The organism is Paraburkholderia sp. BCC1886 (genome assembly GCF_900996245.1).
In the GTDB taxonomy this organism is placed as follows: Bacteria; Pseudomonadota; Gammaproteobacteria; order Burkholderiales; family Burkholderiaceae; genus Paraburkholderia.
The window spans coordinates 82774-102414 of sequence record NZ_CAAJGK010000096.1 but is presented as its reverse complement, the minus strand read 5'-3'; the positions used below and the strand labels follow the sequence as shown (position 1 = coordinate 102414).

The 19641-nt window shown below is 61.5% G+C and carries 15 protein-coding genes and 1 pseudogene; 7 read left to right on the top strand and 9 right to left on the bottom strand.

The window, feature by feature from the left end; genetic code table 11:
* Positions 1–45: 45 nt before the first annotated feature.
* The gene (locus tag FQ746_RS28990) at positions 46–1134 is read right to left on the bottom strand and encodes a LacI family DNA-binding transcriptional regulator (RefSeq protein ID WP_144113227.1); all 1089 of its coding nucleotides are present in this window, start codon (positions 1132–1134) and stop codon (positions 46–48) included.
* Positions 1135–1401: 267 nt separating this feature from the next.
* On the opposite strand from FQ746_RS28990, the gene FQ746_RS28985 reads away from it, so the two are divergent.
* Together FQ746_RS28985 and FQ746_RS28980 are read left to right on the top strand one after the other, a co-directional pair.
* Positions 1402–2328, top strand: a complete 927-nt coding sequence (locus FQ746_RS28985) for a branched-chain amino acid transaminase (RefSeq protein WP_144113226.1) — start codon at positions 1402–1404, stop codon at positions 2326–2328.
* A gap of 66 nt (positions 2329–2394) precedes the next feature.
* A complete protein-coding gene (locus tag FQ746_RS28980) occupies positions 2395–2826 on the top strand; it encodes an acyl-CoA thioesterase (protein ID WP_186310867.1) in 432 nt (143 codons plus the stop codon).
* A gap of 28 nt (positions 2827–2854) precedes the next feature.
* Here the strand turns inward: FQ746_RS28980 and FQ746_RS28975 are convergent, their stop codons facing one another.
* Entirely contained in the window at positions 2855–3319 is a 465-nt protein-coding gene (locus FQ746_RS28975) for a pyridoxamine 5'-phosphate oxidase family protein (protein ID WP_144113225.1), read from the bottom strand.
* Between the two features lie 164 nt (positions 3320–3483).
* Here FQ746_RS28975 and FQ746_RS28970 point away from each other — a divergent pair, with 164 nt between their 5' ends.
* The gene (locus FQ746_RS28970; RefSeq protein WP_144113224.1) at positions 3484–3828 is read left to right on the top strand and encodes a hypothetical protein; all 345 of its coding nucleotides are present in this window, start codon (positions 3484–3486) and stop codon (positions 3826–3828) included.
* A 16-nt stretch (positions 3829–3844) separates the two neighbouring features.
* On the opposite strand, the pseudogene FQ746_RS35370 reads toward FQ746_RS28970, so the two are convergent.
* The 5 genes and pseudogenes from FQ746_RS35370 to FQ746_RS28940 all read right to left on the bottom strand — a co-directional run.
* Positions 3845–4048: pseudogene (locus tag FQ746_RS35370) on the bottom strand (haloacid dehalogenase); the annotation flags it as partial.
* Between the two features lie 503 nt (positions 4049–4551).
* A complete protein-coding gene (locus tag FQ746_RS28955) occupies positions 4552–5733 on the bottom strand; it encodes a porin (RefSeq protein WP_144113223.1) in 1182 nt (393 codons plus the stop codon).
* Between the two features lie 370 nt (positions 5734–6103).
* Complete coding sequence (locus tag FQ746_RS28950) at positions 6104–7597, bottom strand: efflux transporter outer membrane subunit (protein WP_144113222.1); 1494 nt, start codon at positions 7595–7597, stop codon at positions 6104–6106.
* A 1-nt stretch (position 7598) separates the two neighbouring features.
* Complete coding sequence (locus FQ746_RS28945) at positions 7599–10745, bottom strand: efflux RND transporter permease subunit (protein ID WP_144113221.1); 3147 nt, start codon at positions 10743–10745, stop codon at positions 7599–7601.
* A gap of 12 nt (positions 10746–10757) precedes the next feature.
* Positions 10758–11927, bottom strand: coding sequence for an efflux RND transporter periplasmic adaptor subunit (locus tag FQ746_RS28940; protein ID WP_144113220.1), 1170 nt, complete (start codon positions 11925–11927; stop codon positions 10758–10760).
* A 242-nt stretch (positions 11928–12169) separates the two neighbouring features.
* On the opposite strand from FQ746_RS28940, the gene FQ746_RS28935 reads away from it, so the two are divergent.
* From FQ746_RS28935 to FQ746_RS28925, 3 genes are all read left to right on the top strand, one after another.
* The gene (locus FQ746_RS28935; protein WP_144113219.1) at positions 12170–12802 is read left to right on the top strand and encodes a TetR family transcriptional regulator; all 633 of its coding nucleotides are present in this window, start codon (positions 12170–12172) and stop codon (positions 12800–12802) included.
* A 428-nt stretch (positions 12803–13230) separates the two neighbouring features.
* Positions 13231–15939: a GMC oxidoreductase gene (locus FQ746_RS28930; RefSeq protein ID WP_144113218.1), complete on the top strand. Its 2709-nt coding sequence runs from the start codon at positions 13231–13233 to the stop codon at positions 15937–15939.
* 61 nt (positions 15940–16000) lie between these two features.
* A complete protein-coding gene (locus tag FQ746_RS28925) occupies positions 16001–16216 on the top strand; it encodes a hypothetical protein (protein ID WP_144113217.1) in 216 nt (71 codons plus the stop codon).
* 357 nt (positions 16217–16573) lie between these two features.
* On the opposite strand, the gene FQ746_RS28915 is transcribed toward FQ746_RS28925, so the two are convergent.
* Complete coding sequence (locus tag FQ746_RS28915; RefSeq protein ID WP_144113215.1) at positions 16574–17188, bottom strand: TetR/AcrR family transcriptional regulator; 615 nt, start codon at positions 17186–17188, stop codon at positions 16574–16576.
* Positions 17189–17271: 83 nt separating this feature from the next.
* Here FQ746_RS28915 and FQ746_RS28910 point away from each other — a divergent pair, with 83 nt between their 5' ends.
* On the top strand, positions 17272–18399 hold the full coding sequence (locus FQ746_RS28910; RefSeq protein ID WP_144113214.1) for an MBL fold metallo-hydrolase: 1128 nt from the start codon (positions 17272–17274) through the stop codon (positions 18397–18399).
* A gap of 20 nt (positions 18400–18419) precedes the next feature.
* On the opposite strand, the gene FQ746_RS28905 is transcribed toward FQ746_RS28910, so the two are convergent.
* Positions 18420–19547 (bottom strand): FAD-dependent oxidoreductase, encoded by a 1128-nt coding sequence (locus tag FQ746_RS28905; RefSeq protein ID WP_144113213.1) that lies wholly within the window; start codon positions 19545–19547, stop codon positions 18420–18422.
* Positions 19548–19641: the final 94 nt, after the last annotated feature.

The window sequence follows — 19641 nt, the reverse complement described above, 5'->3', positions numbered from 1 at the left end:
AAGATGTTCTCGGGGCAAACCCTGGACGATGAGATTGGGTGCGAGTCAGCGCTTCTTGCGTCGTGCCGTGCTCGTGCTGGCGGGCGCACCACACGACTCGCGGACGGTCATCCGCATCGGATGCTTCGAGCGACGGATCCCGGACGGCGCGGAACCGTCGATGAGCTGCAGCATCATGTCCGCGGCTTCGCGGCCCACGTCGCGCGGACTTTGCGTGACGACCGTCAAGGCCGGCGACGCGATACTGGAATACTCGTGCTCGCCGATGGACAACACCGAGAGATCCGCCGGAATCGACAACCCGGTTTCACGCACGACCTCGAGCACGATCGCGACGTCGTTCAGCGTTGCGATGATGGCCGACGGCCGGCCGGGTCCGGTCAGCAACGCGCGGCAGACGTCCTTGCTGAAGGCGCTGGTACGCAGCACGAGCGCGGGATCGAGCGGGATACCCGCCGCTTCGCAGGCGGCCTGGTAGCCGCGCACCATCTCGCGGCCGACCCAGGTGTTTTCGTGACCGGCCACCAGCGCGATGGCGCGATGCCCGAGAGAAGCCAGATAGCGCACCGCCTGACGGCAGCCATCCGCGTGGTCAGTCAGCACGGAATTGAATTCGCCCTGCGCATCGCGCTCCCACAGCACGACCGGCATGTTCAGCGTGTGCAGGAAGTTGAAATAGGCGGGCGTCTCGTCGTCCGAAATCGCGCCGATAAACCCGTCGATGCGCCGTTGCTTGAGACTCGACAGAATCGCACGTTCGCGTTCGAGATCGTAGTGCGAGTTGGCGATCAGAATCTCGAAACCCCGCGCGCGCAACCGTTCTTCGGCGGCGCTGACCATCTGCGCAGCGGTGTGCTGCGTAATGTCCGAAATCAGGCAGCCGATCGCGCTCGAACTGCCTTTGCGCATGCTTCGCGCCACCACGTTCGGCACGAAATTCAACTCCGCGACGGCCGCCCGCACGGCCTCCTGAATGGCTGGCGCCACGTTCTCGCGGCCATTCAACACGCGCGACACCGAACCGACCGACACCTTCGCCAGTCGCGCGACATCCTGCACGGTAGGCGAACCCTGCGGGGCCTTGCGACTGCGCAACGCGGACGGAACGGACTGGCTGCTTTTCTCTTTGGGCATGGCGAAGACGGGCGATGGTGACGGCGAAAAATGAGTGGTCGGTCGACTGGTGATGAATCGATGCATCGACCGGGATTATAGAGCCTCGCCAGCCTCGCGCTTTGACCGACGTGGGTTACACGGCAATGCGCACCTGATTCGAGGCGCACTGCATGTGTTTTTCGCATAGCAGGTTTCGCTATTCGTGATTTTACGATGCAAATTCCGCTTCCTATACTCGCCCCCGATCCAGCCGTTTCACTCTTCCAACCCCTCTGCGAAAGCGATATGAACACGACAATGCACGACCGTGACGGCGTCATCTGGCTCGATGGTGAACTGATCGAATGGCGCGACGCGCAACTCCACTTTCTGACTCATTCGCTGCACTACGGGATGGCCGTATTCGAAGGCGTGAGAGCCTACGAGACCGCTGCGGGGACCGCGATTTTCCGTCTCGACGAGCATACGAAAAGGCTGTTCAATTCAGCGAAGATCTTCGAAATGGCCGTACCGTTCAGCGTCGACACGATTCGCGATGCGCAACTGGAAGTCGTGCGTCGCAACAAGCTGAGCGCCTGCTACCTGCGTCCACTGGTCTGGCTCGGCAGTGAACAGATGGGCCTGGGCGCCCGCGGCAACACCGTGCACGTGGGTATTGCCGCGTGGCCGTGGGGGAGTTATCTGGGCGAAGAAGGACTGACTCGCGGCATTCGCGTGAAGACGTCGTCACTGTCGCGTCATCATGTCAACGTGTCGCTGGTGCGAGCCAAGGCGAGCGGCTATTACATCAACTCGATTCTCGCGAATCGCGAAGTGACGCGAAACGGTTACGACGAAGCCTTGCTGCTCGACACCGAAGGTTATGTTTCCGAAGGTGCCGGCGAAAATGTGTTTATCGTGCGCAACGGTGTGCTGTACACGCCGGATCTTGCTTCCTGCCTCGACGGCATTACGCGTGCGTCGGTTATGCAGATCGCGAAAGATCAAGGTATCGAGGTCGTCGAGAAGCGGATTACCCGAGATGAAATGTACTGCGCGGACGAAGCTTTCTTTACCGGCACGGCGGCGGAGGTCACGCCGATTCGCGAACTGGACGACCGTGTTATTGGCGCAGGCGAACGCGGGCCGATTACCGCAGCGTTGCAGCAGACGTTTTTCGATGCTGTCACAGGTAAGTCGGACCGTTACGTACACTGGCTGACGCGCGTTTAGTACTTCAATTTTTATAGCCGCACCCGCTTAACAACGGCCGCGGCACAACGAACAACCAGACTGCCTATGTCCACCGTTTCGAATCCCGAGAGCCTGCCCGTCGATGCCATGCCCGTTCTGCGCGTCGTTCCCCAACCGTCGAGCGCCAACGTACATGGCGATGTTTTCGGCGGCTGGATCATGTCGCATGTCGATATCGCCGGATCGATTCCCGCCAGCCGGCGTGCGAATGGCCGCGTCGTGACTATTGCGGTGAATTCGTTCACCTTCCGGCAGCCGGTGTTTATCGGCGATTTGCTGAGCTTTTACGCCAATATCGTCCGCGAGGGACGTACCTCGATTACCGTCAACGTTGAAGTGTTCGCTCAACGCATGGGCATGGCGGCGGACGTCGTCAAGGTGACGGAGGCCGTGCTGACCTTCGTCGCCACGGACGCGCAACGCAAGCCGCGGGTTTTGCCGGCGCTCGACGAAGGGGCTTTTACTTCGGCAGCGTGATGCGCCGGCGGGGCGACAGTCGATCGTTTCAGGATTCAGCGGGACGTACGCCATAAGCGCGCATGGCCGATTCGATCTGCCGGGCTTCCACGGTATCGGGATAAAGCCGGTAGCTGGGCGCGACGATCGGCTCGACGGCTGTCACATCGATGGCAAATAGCGACGCGAAGGGAAACCGCGGGCCTGCGAGATCGGCTAGCGGTTTGGCGAATACATCGAAACGATCGTGGGTTTTATCGAGCAGTCGTGCGCGGCCTTTCAGTTTGACGCCCTTCTGCACGAACACATCGAGAAAACTGGCGCATACCGCGTGATGGGTCGCGACGTTGCGCGCGCTGCCGGGTGACGCGATATTGGCGATCAGAAGCGTGGCGCGGTCGTGCACGCAGAAGATCTCCTTCGGTGAGACGTTGGGGCAACCGTCGCTATCCACGGTCGCCAGCCAGCACAACACGCTCTTTTGTATCGCCGATAAAACGCTGTCGTCCAGCATGATCGGAACTCCTGTTTTGTACGCGTTCGAGGTGTCGATTATCGACGGTTTTCGGCGTGGCGGCTTGTCGCAGGGAGCGCGCCGAAGCACCGCGCGCCGCTTCCCGATAAAATACGCGGTTCTTCACCCGCTGCCTCGCAGCCTCCCGTCACAGGATTCAGGTCATGAAACGCGTCGTCGTATCCGCCATGCTCACGGTGTGCCTTGCGCAACCCGCTCTCGACGCCGTCGCACAGACCGTCAGCAAACAATGCTTCGCACTCGGCGATATCGCCGGGCAGGTCACCGGCTGGCGCGCGCACAAGAAGACCAAAGCTCAGGCGCTGGCTCAGGCGGACAAATATTACGGGAACCAGGCGGACCGGCAGGCCGTCGATGCGATTATCGACAGGATCTACCAGCCCGGTGCGCCGAAACTGACGCCGGATCAGGCCAGCATGGCGATTACCTCGGACTGCCTGAAGCAGACCGATGGGCAAGCTGGTTCTGCGAAACCTACGCCGCAATAATTGCTTTAAACGTTCGCTATTTTCGTAGCAGCGCCGCTTGATGCGCCTTCACCAGATCGGCCATGCTATCGAAGCGGAAGTCGACCTTCGGTTGTTGGCCCGGGTCCATCGTTGCGCCGAACCCTTCTTTCGCATGACGGCGATAAATCCAGCACGAAGCGAGGCCGACCGCGTTTGCCGGTTGATGGTCGTGAAAGAGACTCTCTGCGGTGTGCAGGATTCCAACAGGACCATCTTCCTCCCGCTATCTGAGCGCGCAACCGCCAATGTAAAAACGATGGCTCAAACTCCATCAAGCGGCCTGCTCTATTTCGATTCGGTCGATATCTCGACGCAAAAATTCCTGGATCTCATCCGCGCATTGCTAGCCGCCGAAGGCGCCAGTAATTTCGCGAGTCTGGTGCTGAAGCCGGACCCCTTCAGCTATTTCAACTTCCACTTTCACAAGTACCCAGGCTTCGTGCATCGTGCGGATCAATCCGACGACGATTTCTTCGAAGCCTGGCTGACGGATCCAGGCGACAGTCCCGCGGATTGCCTTTGGGCGAACTCCGAGCGATATGCGGTCCTGCCTCTCCCCGGAAGCTGGTGCATCTATGCGGACAGGAAGTGGGAAACGGGAGTCTTGGCGGGACCGACCGAAATCATCGCATTGGCGCGTGACTTCTACCCGTTTTTCCGCGTCCCACCCGAAGGCTTCAACCAGCAGTATGGTGAGCCCCCTCAAAACAGCAACGCAATCCCCACCATCCCCACGAACTGATTATTCGTCGACGACGGCGTCGAGTTCTGCGAATCCCCCACAGCGGGCGCCGCGTCGACGATATTCCCGGCGCCCTTCGCCCCCAGCGTCTGCCCATTAGCTCGCTGATAAGCCTGCACCGCATACAACGTAGTCCGCTTCGACAGGTGATAAGACTCTTTCAGCGAGTACTGCTGATACTTTGCCGAGTCTGAAATACCATTGGCCTTCGACGCCATCGTGTACGCGAATCCACCCGCCACGTCGAATGCGGTCGTGAAACGATAGGTCGCCAACGCCGCATACGTATTGAAGACCGCCGTATTACGGAAAATGGACTGGTTCCCGGCGATGTACTGAACGTTGCTATACGAAGCACCCACCATCAGATTGCCGAAGTTGTAGTTACCAGCCGCGGCTATATGCTGAATCGCCTTCGCCGAAACATATCCCGTGTTCAGTGCCGACGTCCCAAAACTTCCTGTCGAAGCCGGATCGAAACCCGTGGTTTGCTGCGCATTGTCCATCCGCAGATAGCCCGCGCCGAGGCTCAGCGGGCCGGCGCCGTATCTGAGCGCGGCACTGTAGGTCTCGCCTTTCCCGGTACTTCCCGCAATGCCGCCCAACGCGTACATTGCACTCGCCTGAACGCCATACCAGACAGGCGACGTATACACGAACGAGTTGTTGATACGAACCGTCGTGTCGAGCCCGTCGATATCGCCGGGATGCGCGCCCGTTGCTCCAGTCAGCCAGCCGCTACCCGTCAGCGGTCCGACGAACATGTAATAGGGCGTGTATTGCCGGCCCATCGTCAACGTGCCGTAGGTTTTGTTTTGCAGCCCGACATAAGCCTGCCGGTTGAACAGCACGCCGGATGAGGACATCGCGCCGGTATTGGGATCGAAACCATTCTGCACATCGAACACGGCGCTGGTGCCGCCGCCCAGGTCTTCGACGCCTCGAAAACCCCACTTCGATGCGTACAGATTGCCTTGCCGCAGGTAAACGTTGGAGTGGCCTTTCTGGTTGTTCACGTAAGTCAGCGCATCGTCCACGGCGCCGTAAAGCGTAATGCTGCTTTGCGCCAGCGCGGAACTCGCCGCCAGCGCAATCGACGTCGTGACCACGGCCTTGCTCAAGTTGCCACCTGCTTTTCTCATACTCGTCTCCTGCAGACAATTTTTATATGAATGGGCCGGACCCGCCCTTCCTGGCGACAAGTCACGGGTTGCCATCGACCTGCGCATATTAGAAAACTAACTAGATCGTACAAATTCGGACAAACCCTTGCTGGCGTCGGCGCGCATTCGGCGGGTGTCGTGACGACCGCAGAGATATTTGGAGGGGTACAGGTTGCCGCCGGAAGCCCGGAGCCGCACGTCTTATGGGATTTTCAATGCCCAGCGTGGTCGGCGGGAAGGTCGCGGCAACGAACTTTTTACGTCCGCGTGCCGGAAAGGAGGAACTGACAGGGCGGCGCAAAAAAACAACACGCACCGCCCTGCCGGGTAAGCAACGACTGCCCTTACCCTATTTCACGTTAGAAGCAGAACCATAGAGCGGCGCATCCGCGTCGCGCGGTTGATCGCCTGCGTGTTCGATCCACCCGCCACCGAGGTACTGATACAGATCCACGAGATTGGTGAGCCGCGACAGCGAGGCCGTAATCAACGACTGCTGCGCCGAATACAAGTCGGTTTGCGCAGTCAACACCGTCAGATAACTATCCACGCCGTTCTTGTACCGCAAGTCCGACAGATCGAACCGCCGCTGCTGCGACTGCGTATAGGCCTGCAAATCGGCGATTTGCCGGTCGTACGTCCCGCGTGCAGCAAGGCCATCCGACACCTCGCGGAACGCCGTCTGAATCGCTTTCTCGTACTGCGCGATCGCGACGTTCTTCTCCAGGTGAGCGAGATCGAGATTCGCGCGATTCGCGCCGCCCTGGAAAATCGGCACCGATATCGTCGGCCCGAAACTCCACGCCGCCTGTCCCGGTTTGAACAGCGTGCCCAGACTCACGCTGGCCGCGCCCGCTTCGCCCGTCAGCGAAATGCTCGGGAAAAACGCCGCGCGCGCCGCGCCGATGTTGGCGTTGTAGCCCTTCAACGTCGCTTCCGCTTCGATGATGTCGGGGCGCCGCGCCAGCAGATCGGACGGCAGGCCAGCCGGGATATCCGTCAGCAGGTTCTGGTCGTTCAGCGGCAAACCCGCCGGCAAATCGGCGGGCAACGGCTCACCGACCAGCACCACCAGCGCGTTTTCCGCCTGCGCGCGCGAGCGTTCCTCGCTTTCGTAATTCGCCTGCGCCTGCTGCATCACCCCGGCCGCTTCACGCAGATCGAGTTCCGACCCGGTGCCCGTGTCGAATTGCAGTTTGGTCAGCCTATACGAGTTGGTCGCGACATCGAGCGTGCCCTTGGTGACCTTCAGCATCTCGTCGTACGCGATCATCGTCAGATACTGATCCGCGACGCTCGACACCAGCGCGATCTCCGCGGCCTTGCGCGCCTGCGCGGTCGAGAGATAGGTGTCGAGTGCCTGCTGCGAAAGACTGCGAATCTTGCCGAAGAAGTCCAGTTCCCACGACGCGCTGCCGGCGACCTGATAGTCGCCCGTCACGGTCGGATAGCCGACATACGAGAGATTCGCCGGCGTGCGGGCGCGGGTACCGGTGCCCGTCGCGCTCAAAGTCGGCAACAGGTTGGCGCGTTCGATCCGGTATTGCGCACGCGCTTCCTCGACCTGCAGCACCGAGACCCGCAAGTCGCGGTTGTTATGCAGCGCGAGCTGAATGATCCGCTTCAACCGCGGGTCCGCGAAGAACTCGCTCCAGCCAATGTCCGGCGCCGCGCGGCCTTGCGCGCTACGCGACGGGTCGCTCGCGCCGGGTTGCGTCGCGTAGATGCCACCCTGCGGAAAGCTCGCGGACACCGGCGCATCCGGCCGCTGGTACTTCGGTGCCAGCGTGCAACCGCTCGCCAGTGCCGCCACCGCGAGCACGATCAGTGCATGTTTCTGCATATCAATGTCCTTCCTGCGGCGCGTCGTCATGTGCCGGCGCGTCGCTGCTGGAGAATTTCGAGCGGATCACGACGTAGAACATCGGGATCATGAAAATGGCCAGGAACGTGGCGGTCACCATCCCGCCAATCACGCCGGTACCGATCGCGTGCTGGCTGGACGACCCCGCACCATTGCTGATAGCGAGCGGGAACACGCCGAGAATGAAGGCGAGCGACGTCATCAGGATTGGACGCAGCCGCAAACGAGCCGCTTCGATGGCCGCGGCCATCGGCGTGAGACCCTGCTCCATCTGCAACTCGCGCGCGAACTCGACGATCAGGATCGCGTTTTTCGCGGACAGTCCCACCGTGGTCAACAAGCCGACCTGGAAGAACACGTCGTTCTCGAGACCGCGAATCGTCACGGCGGCCAACGCGCCCACCACGCCGAGCGGCACGACCATGATCACGGCGAACGGAATCGACCAGCTCTCGTACAACGCGGCCAGACACAGGAACACGACGAGGATCGAGATGCCATACAGAACCGGCGCCTGCGAGCCCGACTGACGCTCCTGGAACGACAGACCAGTCCATGCATAACCGACACCCGAGGGCAGCCTGGCCGCGAGCTTCTGCATTTCGTCCATCGCCTGGCCGGTACTCTTGCCGGGACCGGCAGCGCCCTGAATTTCGATCGCCGAAATACCGTTGTAGCGTTCGAGCTTCGGCGAACCGTAGATCCACTGCGTCGAGGCGACCGCCGAGAACGGCACCATCGTTCCCGAACTGCCGCGCACGTACCACTTGCTCAGATCTTCCGGGTTCATGCGGAATTGCGGCTCGCTCTGCACGTAGACTTTCTTGATCCGGCCGTCCGTGTCGAGGAAGTTATTGATGTACGCCGACGCCCACGCTATCGAGAAAGTCTGGTTGACGTCCGACACCGTGACGCCGAGCGCCTGCGCCTTCTCACGGTCGATGTTCACCTGGAATTGCGGCGTGTCGCTCAAGCCGTTCGGGCGCACCAGCGCGAGCGCCGGGTCCTTCGCGGCCATGCCGAGCAACTGGTTGCGCGCGTTCATCAACGCTTCGTGGCCGACGGCCGCGTTGTCCGTCAGTTCGAAGTCGAAGCCCGATGCCGTTCCGAGTTCGGGAATCGACGGGGGGTTCACCGCGATCACCGTGGCGTCCTTATACGAGCCATAGTGAGCGAAGGTCCGGCCCACCAGCGCCTGCACTTTCTGATCCGCTCTCGTGCGCTGCGAGTAATCCTTCAGCCGCGCGAACACGAGACCGGAGTTCTGGCCGCGTCCGGCAAAACTGAAACCGTTCACCGTGAAGACCGAATCGATAATGCCTTTCTCCTGCGTGAGCAGATAGTCGGACACGTTCTTCAACGTCCTGGCCGTGGTCTCCTGCGTCGAGCCCGGCGGCGTCTGCACGATCACGAACATCAAGCCCTGGTCTTCGTCAGGCAGGAAGGACTTCGGCAGCTTCACGAACAGGAACGCGACGACGCCGATAACCGCGAGGTAGATGATCAGCCAGCGTCCCGAGCGCTTGATCACGTGCTGCACACCGCCGTGATATTTGTCGCGGCCCTTGTCGAAGGTCCGGTTGAACCAGCCGAAGAAGCCCTTCTTCTCGTCGTGATGTCCTTGCGGAATCGGCTTGAGAATCGTCGCGCACAATGCCGGCGTCAGAATCAACGCGACCAGCACGGACAGCACCATCGCCGCGACGATCGTCAGCGAGAACTGCCGGTAGATCGCGCCTACCGAGCCGCCGGAAAACGCCACCGGCACGAACACGGCCGACAGCACCAGCGCCACCCCGACGAGCGCGCCGGTGATCTGACCCATCGCTTTTCGGGTGGCTTCGCGAGGCGACAGCCCCTCTTCCGCCATCACCCGCTCGACGTTCTCCACCACCACGATCGCATCGTCGACCAGTAGCCCGATCGCCAGCACGAGGCCGAACATCGACAGCGTGTTGATCGAGAAACCCGCCACGTTCATGATCGCGAACGTGCCCAGCAGCACGACCGGCACGGCGATGGTCGGGATCAGCGTGGCGCGCAGATTCTGCAGGAACAGGTACATCACGAGGAACACCAGCACGATGCCTTCGAGCAGTGTCTTGACCACTTCCTCGATGGACTGCTTGACGAACGGCGTCGTGTCGTACGGGTAATACACCTTGAAGCCGTGCGGGAAATTCTTCGACAGTTCGGTAAGCTTGGCGCGGACGGCCGTGGCGGTTTGCAACGCGTTCGCGCCGGTCGCCAGTTGAATGCCGAAGCCCGCCGTCGGCTGGCCGTTGAACTTGGTGTCGAAGTTATAGTTTTCGCCGCCGAGATCCACTCGGCCCACGTCCTTGATGCGCACGGTCGAGCCGTCCTGATTCACCTTCAGCAGCACGTTGCCGAACTGCTCCGGGGTCTGCAGCAAGGTGGCCTCGGTAATGGTGGCCTGCAGCGTCTGGCCCGGCACGGAAGGCGTGCCGCCCAGCGAGCCGCCCGCCACCTGCACGTTCTGCGCGGTCAATGCGGTTTGTACGTCGACCGGCGTGAGGCTGTACTTGTTCAGCTTGTTCGCATCGAGCCACACACGCATGGCGAATTGCGTACCGAACAGCTGCACGGTACCGACGCCGTCCACGCGACTCAACGGATCTTCAATATTCGACGCGACGTAGTTCGAGAGATCGTAGCGGTCCATGCTGCCGTCGGTAGACACGAAGGCCATCACCATCAGGAAGCTCGCGCTCGATTTCGTGACTTTCGTCCCCTGCTGCTGCACGGCTTCGGGCAACAGCGGCGTCGCGAGTTGCAGCTTGTTCTGCACCTGCACCTGCGCGATGTCGGGATTGGTACCGGCGGCGAAAGTCAGCGTGATCGTCGCGGTACCGGAGTCGTCCGAGGTCGACGACAGGTACAGCAGGTGATCGAGACCGCTCATCTGCTGCTCGATCACCTGGGTGACGGTGTTCTCCACCGTCTTCGCCGAAGCGCCCGGATACGTCGCGCTAATCTGCACCGACGGCGGCGCAATGGTCGGATATTGCGCGATCGGCAGATTGAAAATGGAAGCCGTGCCCGCGAGCATCAGGATGATTGCGATCACCCACGCAAAGATCGGGCGGTCGATAAAGAATTTTGCCATCAGGCGCCCCGATTATTGCGCGCTGGATGCGGGCGTGGCCGGCATCTGCGCTTCTACTGGTTTGACCGTCGTGCCCGGCTGGACCTTCGCGGTGCCTTGCACGATCACGCGGTCGCCTGCGTTCAGTCCGCTTTCCACGATCCAGTCGGAACCGTGCGTGCCGGACGTCACCAGTTGCCGCAACGCGACTTTGTTGTCCGCGCCCACCACGAGCGCCGTCGGGTTGCCCTTCTGGTCGTGCGTCACGCCGACCTGCGGCACGACGATCGCCTTGTCGTTCATGCCTTCGTCGATTTGCGCGCGCACGAACATGCCGGGCAGCAGCACGTGCTTCGGGTTCTGGAACAGCGCGCGCACCGTCACGGAGCCGGTCGTCTGATCGACGGTGACGTCGGAGAATTCGAGCTTGCCGGCCTGGTCGTAAGCACGTCCGTCTTCGAGGATCAGCTTGACCTTGGCCGCGTTCGGACCGCCTGCCGAGAGACGCCCTTCTTCGATATCGCGGCGCAGCTTCAGGCCTTCGAGACTCGATTGCGTGAGGTCGACGTAGACCGGTTCGAGTTGCTGCACGGTCGAGAGCAGCGTGGCGGCGCTGGCCTGCACATAGGCGCCGGGCGTGACCGAGGACTTGCCGATCTGCCCGGTGATCGGCGAGGTCACGTTGGTGTAGCCGAGGTTGATCTGCGCGGTATCGACGGCGGCTTTCCCCGCGGCGACATCGGCGGCGTCCTGGCCTTCGGCGGCCACGGCGTTGTCGTAATCCTGTTTACTAACGGCATTCGCCGCGACCAGCACTTTGTAACGCTGCGTTTCGGCATGCGCGGAAACCAGCGTCGCCTGCGCCTTCGCGAGCGTGGCCTTCGCGCTGTTCAACGACGCGATGTACGGCGCCGGATCAATCTGATAAAGACGTTGCCCGGCGGTGACCTGGCTGCCTTCCACGAACTCGCGCTTGAGCACGATGCCGTCCACGCGAGCGATGATCTGCGCCACGAGGAAAGCATTCACGCGACCCGGCAATTCGACCACCACCGGTACCGAGGTCGGCTGGACCGTCACGATCCCGACTTCGGGCGTTTGCGGCGCTTGCGCCGCGGGTTTTTCGCCGCACGCGGCGACGAACGAGACGGCGGCGAGCGCCGCGATCAGGCGGTAGGAAAGCGGGTTCAAAGGCTGTGGCATGAGCGACCTGAGAGAAGTTGGACCAATGCCGTCGCGCGCGCGAATGGATTCATTCACGCGCACCGACGCAACAGGACGCCGACGATAGTGGATGTCGCCACAACGTTGGTTACGAAGCCAAAGAGTCAGTAAGATTCGCTAATCAAGCGCACAGAGGACCGACTTAAGATGCCCCGGTGATCAGATCGACGCGGTCATGGGCGCGTCTCGCGCCTGCGTTGCGTTGAAAGGCGGACGGAAGAATGAGAAGGACCAGGCTGCAGGCGCTCGATACGCGCGCAAAAATTATCGACGCTGCCGAGCGTGCGTTTTTTCTGCGCGGCGCAACCCGCACGTCGCTCGACGACATCGCGAAAGAAGCGGGGGTGACGCGCGGTGCGGTGTACGGTCACTTCAAGAACAAGGAGGCCGTCTTTCACGCGATGTTCGAGTGCTCCGATCTGCCGCTCGATCCGTTCGCGGTCGCGCCGTGCAGCAGCGACGACGACCCGTTGAGCCGCTTGCGCGCCGATCTGCACCGGCGCCTGCGCGACGGTTTGCAGAGCACGCGGGCGCGGCGGCTCTATAGCATTGCCTTCACCAAATGCGAAAGCGCACCGGAAATGGCGCATTTCTGCGAGCGCATCCAGATGGCCGGGCTGCGCGCGGAAGCGCAAATCGAAGCGGCGTTGCAATGCGCCGTGTCGCGCGGACAACTCTCCGCACACCTCGACACGCGTCAGGCCGCGAATTTTATTCACGCCGCGCTCAGCGGATTTTTTCGCAAACGCCTGTTGATGCCCACACAACTGAAAGCGGACGACGAGGTCGATCAGATCGTCGCAACCGCATTTCGCTGTATCGACAGTTCGTCCTCGATGGCAAGCTCGTTGTAAACGAGCGTAATGCGCGTGAGCACGCGCGTCGCCCATGGGGCGGCCTTTTGCTGCATCGCGCCGCCGGCTGCCAGGCTTGGGCCGCCACCGTCTATCGCGCCAATACCTCACGAATTTGTGCCGCGCATGATGTCGTCGACCTTCCGGCGGCTATCCTTACACGCAACACCATAACGGTGCACGCAAGTCGTGCTCCGTAGCCGGCGTGCCGACGCGGTTGCTTCCCTTTCTGTCGTCGCATCGCGGGCAACCGGTCAGCCGGCTTCGACGCCTGGCACATCAATTCAGACCTGCACCAGTCATACCACGCAGCCCGATCGCGCGGCCGCCTGCCTTTGGGCTGCCGATCACGCTCAGTCATGAACATGACGCAAACGCGCCGCGTGGGCCCTGCCCCATTCATTTCATCCCAGACAGGCGCTTGAGCAATGACACGATATATCGACCTCGAAGCCTCCACGTCTCATGACTCTTTCGGCGACGATTCTTTCGACCTCGTGATCGTGGGCGGCGGCGCAGCCGGCCTGACGCTGGTTCGTGAGTTGTCCGGCCAGGGCCTGCAGATCGCGCTGCTGGAAAGCGGCGCACTGGAAGAAACGGCCGATCACGAAGCCCTGAATACCGTAGAAACGCCCGATGCCCCGGTTGGTGACGGCTTGCAGGACGCACGACAGAATGCCCACGCTTATCAATTGAAATTCTGGGGATCGCAGACCCAGAAATTCGGCGTTCGCTGCCGCGTGCTCGGCGGTTCGACGAATGCGTGGGCAGGCAAGGTGGCGCCGTTCGACACGATCGACTTCGCAGCACGCGACTGGATGCCGGGCTCCGGTTGGCCAATCGATTCCGTCACGCTGGCGCCTTTCATCGAGCGAGCCGCACGCCGGCTCGATCTCGGTCCGCTTATTAATGACAATCGCTTCTGGGCCGCGGCTAAAGAGAAGGAGCCGCCCGAATTCACGCGGATGAAGTACCTGTCGTCGTTTTTCTGGCAATTCGCGCGTTCGCGTCACGATATGACGGACGTCATGCGCTTCGGACCAGATTTCACGAAAGACGATTTCGAAGGAGTGACGGTCTTGCTCAACGCGACCGTCAGCGCAGTGAAAACCGAAGGCGGCAAGACGACCGGCGTCGAACTCGTTTCGACGCTATCCGGAAGACACCGCTATCGCATCAAATCCGCGCATGTCGTTCTGGCTGCCGGCGCGATTGAGAATGCGCGGCTGCTGCTGATGTCGAAAGACGAGACCGGTCAGGCGCTGGGCAATCGTCACGATGTGGTCGGCCGTTATCTGATGGATCACCCGAGCATGTCGGTGGGCACGTTCAGCGCCGCAACGCAGGGACGCGCCGCTGCGTTGCTGGGCTTTTTCGCGCTGCAGGAGAACTATCGTGTCTTCATGTATTCGCATGGACTCGCCTTGCGGCCTGAAGTACAGAAAGACAAGTCGCTCCCCAACATGTCGTTCTACACGAACATTCACTTCGCGCAGGACGATCCGCTGCTGGCGTTCAAGCGGTTGACGTCGGGGGAGAGCACGCAACGCGCGGCGGATATCGTCCGCGTGGTGAAGAGCCTCGGTCTGGTGGTGAGCGCCGCGGGACGCAAGGTATTGGGCTCGCAGAAATTGCCGCAGCGGGTGCGCCGTCTGATCGCCGATGTCACGGTACTGTTCAGCGCCAACTTCGTGGCGCGCGATTATGCATCGAAAGGCAAAGGCCGGAAGATTTCTCAGGTCACGCTGAACGTGATGTGCGAACAACCGCCTCTGCCGGAAAATCGCGTGACGCTTTCGGATCGCCGCGACCGCCTCGGACTGCCGCTGGCGCACGTCGACTGGAATGCGGGCGAAGGCTTGCGCCGCGATGTCGTGACGCTGTCGCATATGCTCGACGACGATCTGCGTACGGCGGGCATCGACGGCTTTCAGCTATGGCCGGAAGTCGCCGCCGGCGACACGTCGAAGATCGTGCTGTACGACATGGCGCACACGGCCGGCACCACACGTATGGGCACCGATCCGGCGACCAGCGTGGTGGATGAAACCTGCCAGGTGCATGGCGTTACCGGGCTTTACGTGGCGGGCGCGTCGGTGTTTCCAACGGCCGGTCATGCTAATCCGACCATGGTGATCATGGCGCTCGCCATGCGTCTGGGCGACCACCTGAAAGCGCGTCTGATGGCGAGGCGTCTGGCCGCATTGCCGAAGCCCGTCCCGCAGAACGCGGACAGTCCGCTGGTACTCGTGACCGGCGCCACCGGCAACCTCGGTACGGAGATCGTCGAGACTTTGCTGGCGCGCGGCTATCGGGTACGCGGGCATTTTCACCGCAAGATTCCAGGCGATGCGCGTGTCGAGTGGGTCAGCGCCGACTTCGCCGACGAACACCTGCCCGAATCCGTGCTGGACCAGCTGGTCACCGGTGTGACCGCGGTCGTTCATCTGGCGGCGAGCCTGCCGGGCATGCCGAACATGCACATCACCAACGTGGTGACGCTGGAACGGCTCGCACAAGCCTGCGTGCGCAACGGTGTGAAATACTTTGGCCAGGCAAGTTCGATGGTCGTGTATGGCTCGCCGGCTTCGCGACTCGTAGGTGAAAGTACGCCGCTGATCGATGTCAATCTGCCGCTGGAAAGACAGTACTTCGCCGCCTCGCCGATGCGCGATTACGCGCACAGCAAACGGCAGGGCGAAACCATTCTGACGAAATACGCCGACCGGATGCATATCGACCTGTACCGGATCGCTCTCGCGCAGAAGTCGGGTTATCTGGAACAATCGCTAAGCTGGAGTCGCAAGAAGCGCTTCTTCGTGCTTTATCGTAACAGCCACTATATTTCGACCGGCAATGCCGCGCGCGCGATTGCGCATCTGCTGCGCACCTCATCGGATAATGCTTATCGAAAAGGCGTCGAGGCCTTCAATATTGCCGACACCAACTCGCTCACGTATAGCGACTTCTACCGGCGCTCGGGTCTGAAACCGGGGGTGCATCTGCCTTTGCTATTCGACGTCCTGAAGGATTTCGCCATTGGCAAGTCGTTCAGAAAGCGCTATCCGATGGGCTTTTTCCGTCTCGACAACAGAAAGCTGAAATCGACCGGTTTCGATCTCGATCCGGATGCTTGAGCATCGCCACGACGACGGCTTTCCGGCCTGTCCAGCCGTCGTTCAACCGCACGGGTATGCCATGACCGACAGAATGATCTCGAGCGCGTCCTACGACGCGTATATGACCGTCAGCGATCACGTGGCCGATGGCTGGATGGCGAGTGTATGCGTGGTACCGAAAGGCACGCCGAAGAACGGCGAAGGCGTTGGCCTCGATACGCTGTTCGAGTGCGAAGCCGCTGCGTGGGAATCAGTCGAGACATTGGCGCGTGCCGAGCTCAACAACTTGAAATAACGTCGGGCACGGCAGTACTTCGGCAAATGAAAGCGTGCTTATAGTGATCGATGGGTATACAGTCGGTGCACGGGCGCATCCGGCGTCCCTCGTTTCGGGATGATCATGGCAACGCCAGTCAAAGCAGCAGCACCGCGTACTTCCAGCACCGTGAGCGAATACGCTCTGTCACGTCAGGCACAGGCACTCGCCCTTCAACAAGCCGATAACGCACGCGCCGAACAGCGCCGAATCGAAGACTCACGCATCGATTCCAATGCCAGCAAATGGCGTTATTCGGGTCCGCCGTCGGCACGTTGAATCTGCTGTTCTAACCACTGCCGATAACGCAACCGGTTAGAACTTTCTCAAGCCGCTTCACGCATAACGCGCCAGGAACATATCGGCAGCCGACTCCGCAACCCGCTGCTGTTCCTGCGCGTCGAGCGGCGCCTGGCCCATCGTTACCTGCGGCCAGAAGGCGAATGCTTTCACCAGTCCCTGCAATTGCAGCGAGGCGAACACCGGGTCCGCGGTCCTGAGTCGTCCATCGGCCGCTGCCGCCCGAATCCACACAGTCAGGTCTTCCTCGCGCTCGCCCATGCGCGCCACCATGTCGCGCGCGCGTTCGGGCGAATGAATCCCCGCTGCAATGGCCACTCGCGCTAGCGACACAAACGCCTCGTCGTTCAGCAAAGCCAGTTTCTTCACCAGCATGTGGAGTAATTGCGCGCGCAACGGTTGCGTCGAGCAGTAAGCAGGCGCCGCCGCGGCATCGCTCGAATCCCACAACTGCCGCAGAATCGCTGCGAATAACGCTTCCTTGCTCGGGAAATGGTTATAGACCGTGCGCTTCGACACGCTCGCGCGCGCCGCAACGCGGTCCATGCTGGTCGCCTCGAAACCTGCCGCAAGAAATTCTTCGATGGCCGCGGCGATCACGGCGGCCCGCTTGCGGTCGGTCAGACGGAGAGAAGGAGCAGTGCTGTTCATCGGCCGAATTTTACACTGGGCAGTTTACTTTTCTCGAAAATAAATTACACTGGCCAGTCTACTTTTCGCTCGGGACGTCCGACATGACTTTTTCCCTCGGCTCTATTCGCCGCACGCTGGGCTTCACGGCAGCGCAGCGTGGCCGCGACTCGTTCGACACGTCGGCTCAGCACGACGGCGAGCGTTTCCGCAATGTCGCACCGCGTCCCGTCGAAGGCTTGGGCAAGATGCTGAGCATCATGTGGAACCTGCTGTTCAGGAAACCAGGCGGTACAGTGCCGGCGCAGCCCTTACCCATTGCCTCGCTCAGCGCCGCGCAGATTCACGCCGCGCCCGATCGCAGTCTGTATCGCCTCGGCCATTCCACGATGCTGCTCAAGTTGCGCGGGCAACTCTGGTTGACCGATCCGGTTTTCGGCGAGCGCGCCTCGCCATTCAAACGCATGGGACCGAAACGTTTTCACGCGCCTCCTATTGCACTCGCCGATCTTCCTGCGCTGCGCGGCGTGATTCTGTCGCACGATCATTACGATCATCTGGACCGCGAGACCGTGCTTGCGCTGGCGGCCACCACGCAGGTGTTTCTCACGCCGCTCGGGGTCGGCGACCGCCTGATCGAATGGGGAGTCGATGCGGCCAAGGTTCGGCAGTTCGACTGGTGGGAAAACATCGAGATCGACGGGCTCTCGTTCACTGCTACGCCGGCGCAGCATTTTTCCGGGCGCAGTCTGTTCGATGGCAACAGTACCTTGTGGGCTTCGTGGGTGATCGTCGACGACACGTTGCGCGTGTTCTTCAGCGGCGATACGGGTTATTTCGACGGCTTCAGGACGATCGGCGAACGCCTGGGTCCGTTCGACGTGACGCTGCTCGAAACCGGCGCTTACGACGCGCAATGGCCCTACGTTCACATGCAGCCCGAAGAGACCGTGCAAGCCCATGTCGATCTGGGTGGCCGCTGGCTCGTGCCGGTGCATAACGGCACGTTCGATCTCGCCATGCATCGCTGGCAGGAACCATATGAACGCGCCATTGGCCTCGCGGCGGTGCGCGGCATTCCGATCTCGACGCCGCGTATGGGCGAACGGCTCGACCTGAGCGCGCCGCATCGCGGCGAGAAATGGTGGCGCGAGGTGCCGGAAAGCGCACCGGAAACACCAGTGCTGCGGCGCTGGCTTTGCCCGCGCCAGCACGGTCAGGCCAGTTCGTGATGGTCGAAAAACGCTGACGATTACCTGGCCGCGTGCATGAAGAATTCGACGAGACTCTTCGGCGCGGCTTCACCGAAGCACACCGTGAGGAGTTCCAGCGCGTCCGCTGCTTCGGCTGCACTGCGCGGAAAGAGGTCTTTCTCATACGCGCTCAACGCGGCTTCAATATCGGCAGGGTTCGCTGCAATGGCCTTGCCGAGTTCCGCGCCGTCGAACATCGCGAGATTCGCGCCCTCGCCTGACGGCACCATCAAATGCGCCGCATCGCCCAGCAAGGTGACACCGGGCACGCGCTCCCACCGGTGATCGGCAGGAAGCGTGTGTAGCGAGCGAAGCACGGGAGCGGTCTCGCCATCGGTGATGAGCGCAGTGAGCGCGGGCGCCCAACCGGTAAATTCCGCAGCAATACGCGCGCGTGCAGTTGCGGGATCGGCGAAGTCGATATCGGCAAACCAAGCCTCGGGCTTGCTCAACGCGACATAGGTGTGCAAAACGCCGTCCGGCTCACGATGCGCCTGAATACCCTTTGCCGGCGCAAGCGCGAACAGCGCGCCGCCGCCGACGGCCTGTGCGCTCGCGGCATGACGGCGATCGCTGTCGTATAGATAGGTCTCGACGTACGACGTGCCGACATAAACCGGCTTCGCACTGGACAGCAACGGACGAACCTTCGACCACGCACCGTCCGCACCCACCAGAAGACCCGTGGTCGCAGTCGAGCCGTTCGTGAAGGTCAACCCGTAGTGCCCAGCGCCGAGCGGCGCTGCGCTCGCCAGCTTATGTCCCCAGCGAACCGTGCCCTCAGGCAACGAATCGAGAAGCATGCGCCGCAGCGCACCACGGCTGACTTCGGGACGATGAAGCGTGCCTTCGTCCGGCTCGTCCAGCAGCACGTTGCCCGCTCGATCCATGATTCGCGACGCCTGTCCTCCGGCGTGAATGAGTTGCACGAACGCGTCGAATAACCCCGCGTCTTTCAGCGCAAGCTGCCCGTTGTGCTCGTGAATGTCCAGCATGCCGCCCTGCGCGCGGGCGTCTGCCGATGGCTCCGCTTCATAGACCGTCGCCGCGATGCCGTGAACGTGCAGCACGCGAGCGAGCGTCAGACCGCCGAGCCCCGCGCCGATGACTGCGACCGGATGTGTCATGCGATTGCCTCTCGAACCGAAGGCCGCCATGCGGCCACCGTGGTTAATGGAACGTCATTCCAGCGGGATCTTGGAACAGCATTCCATTTGTGTC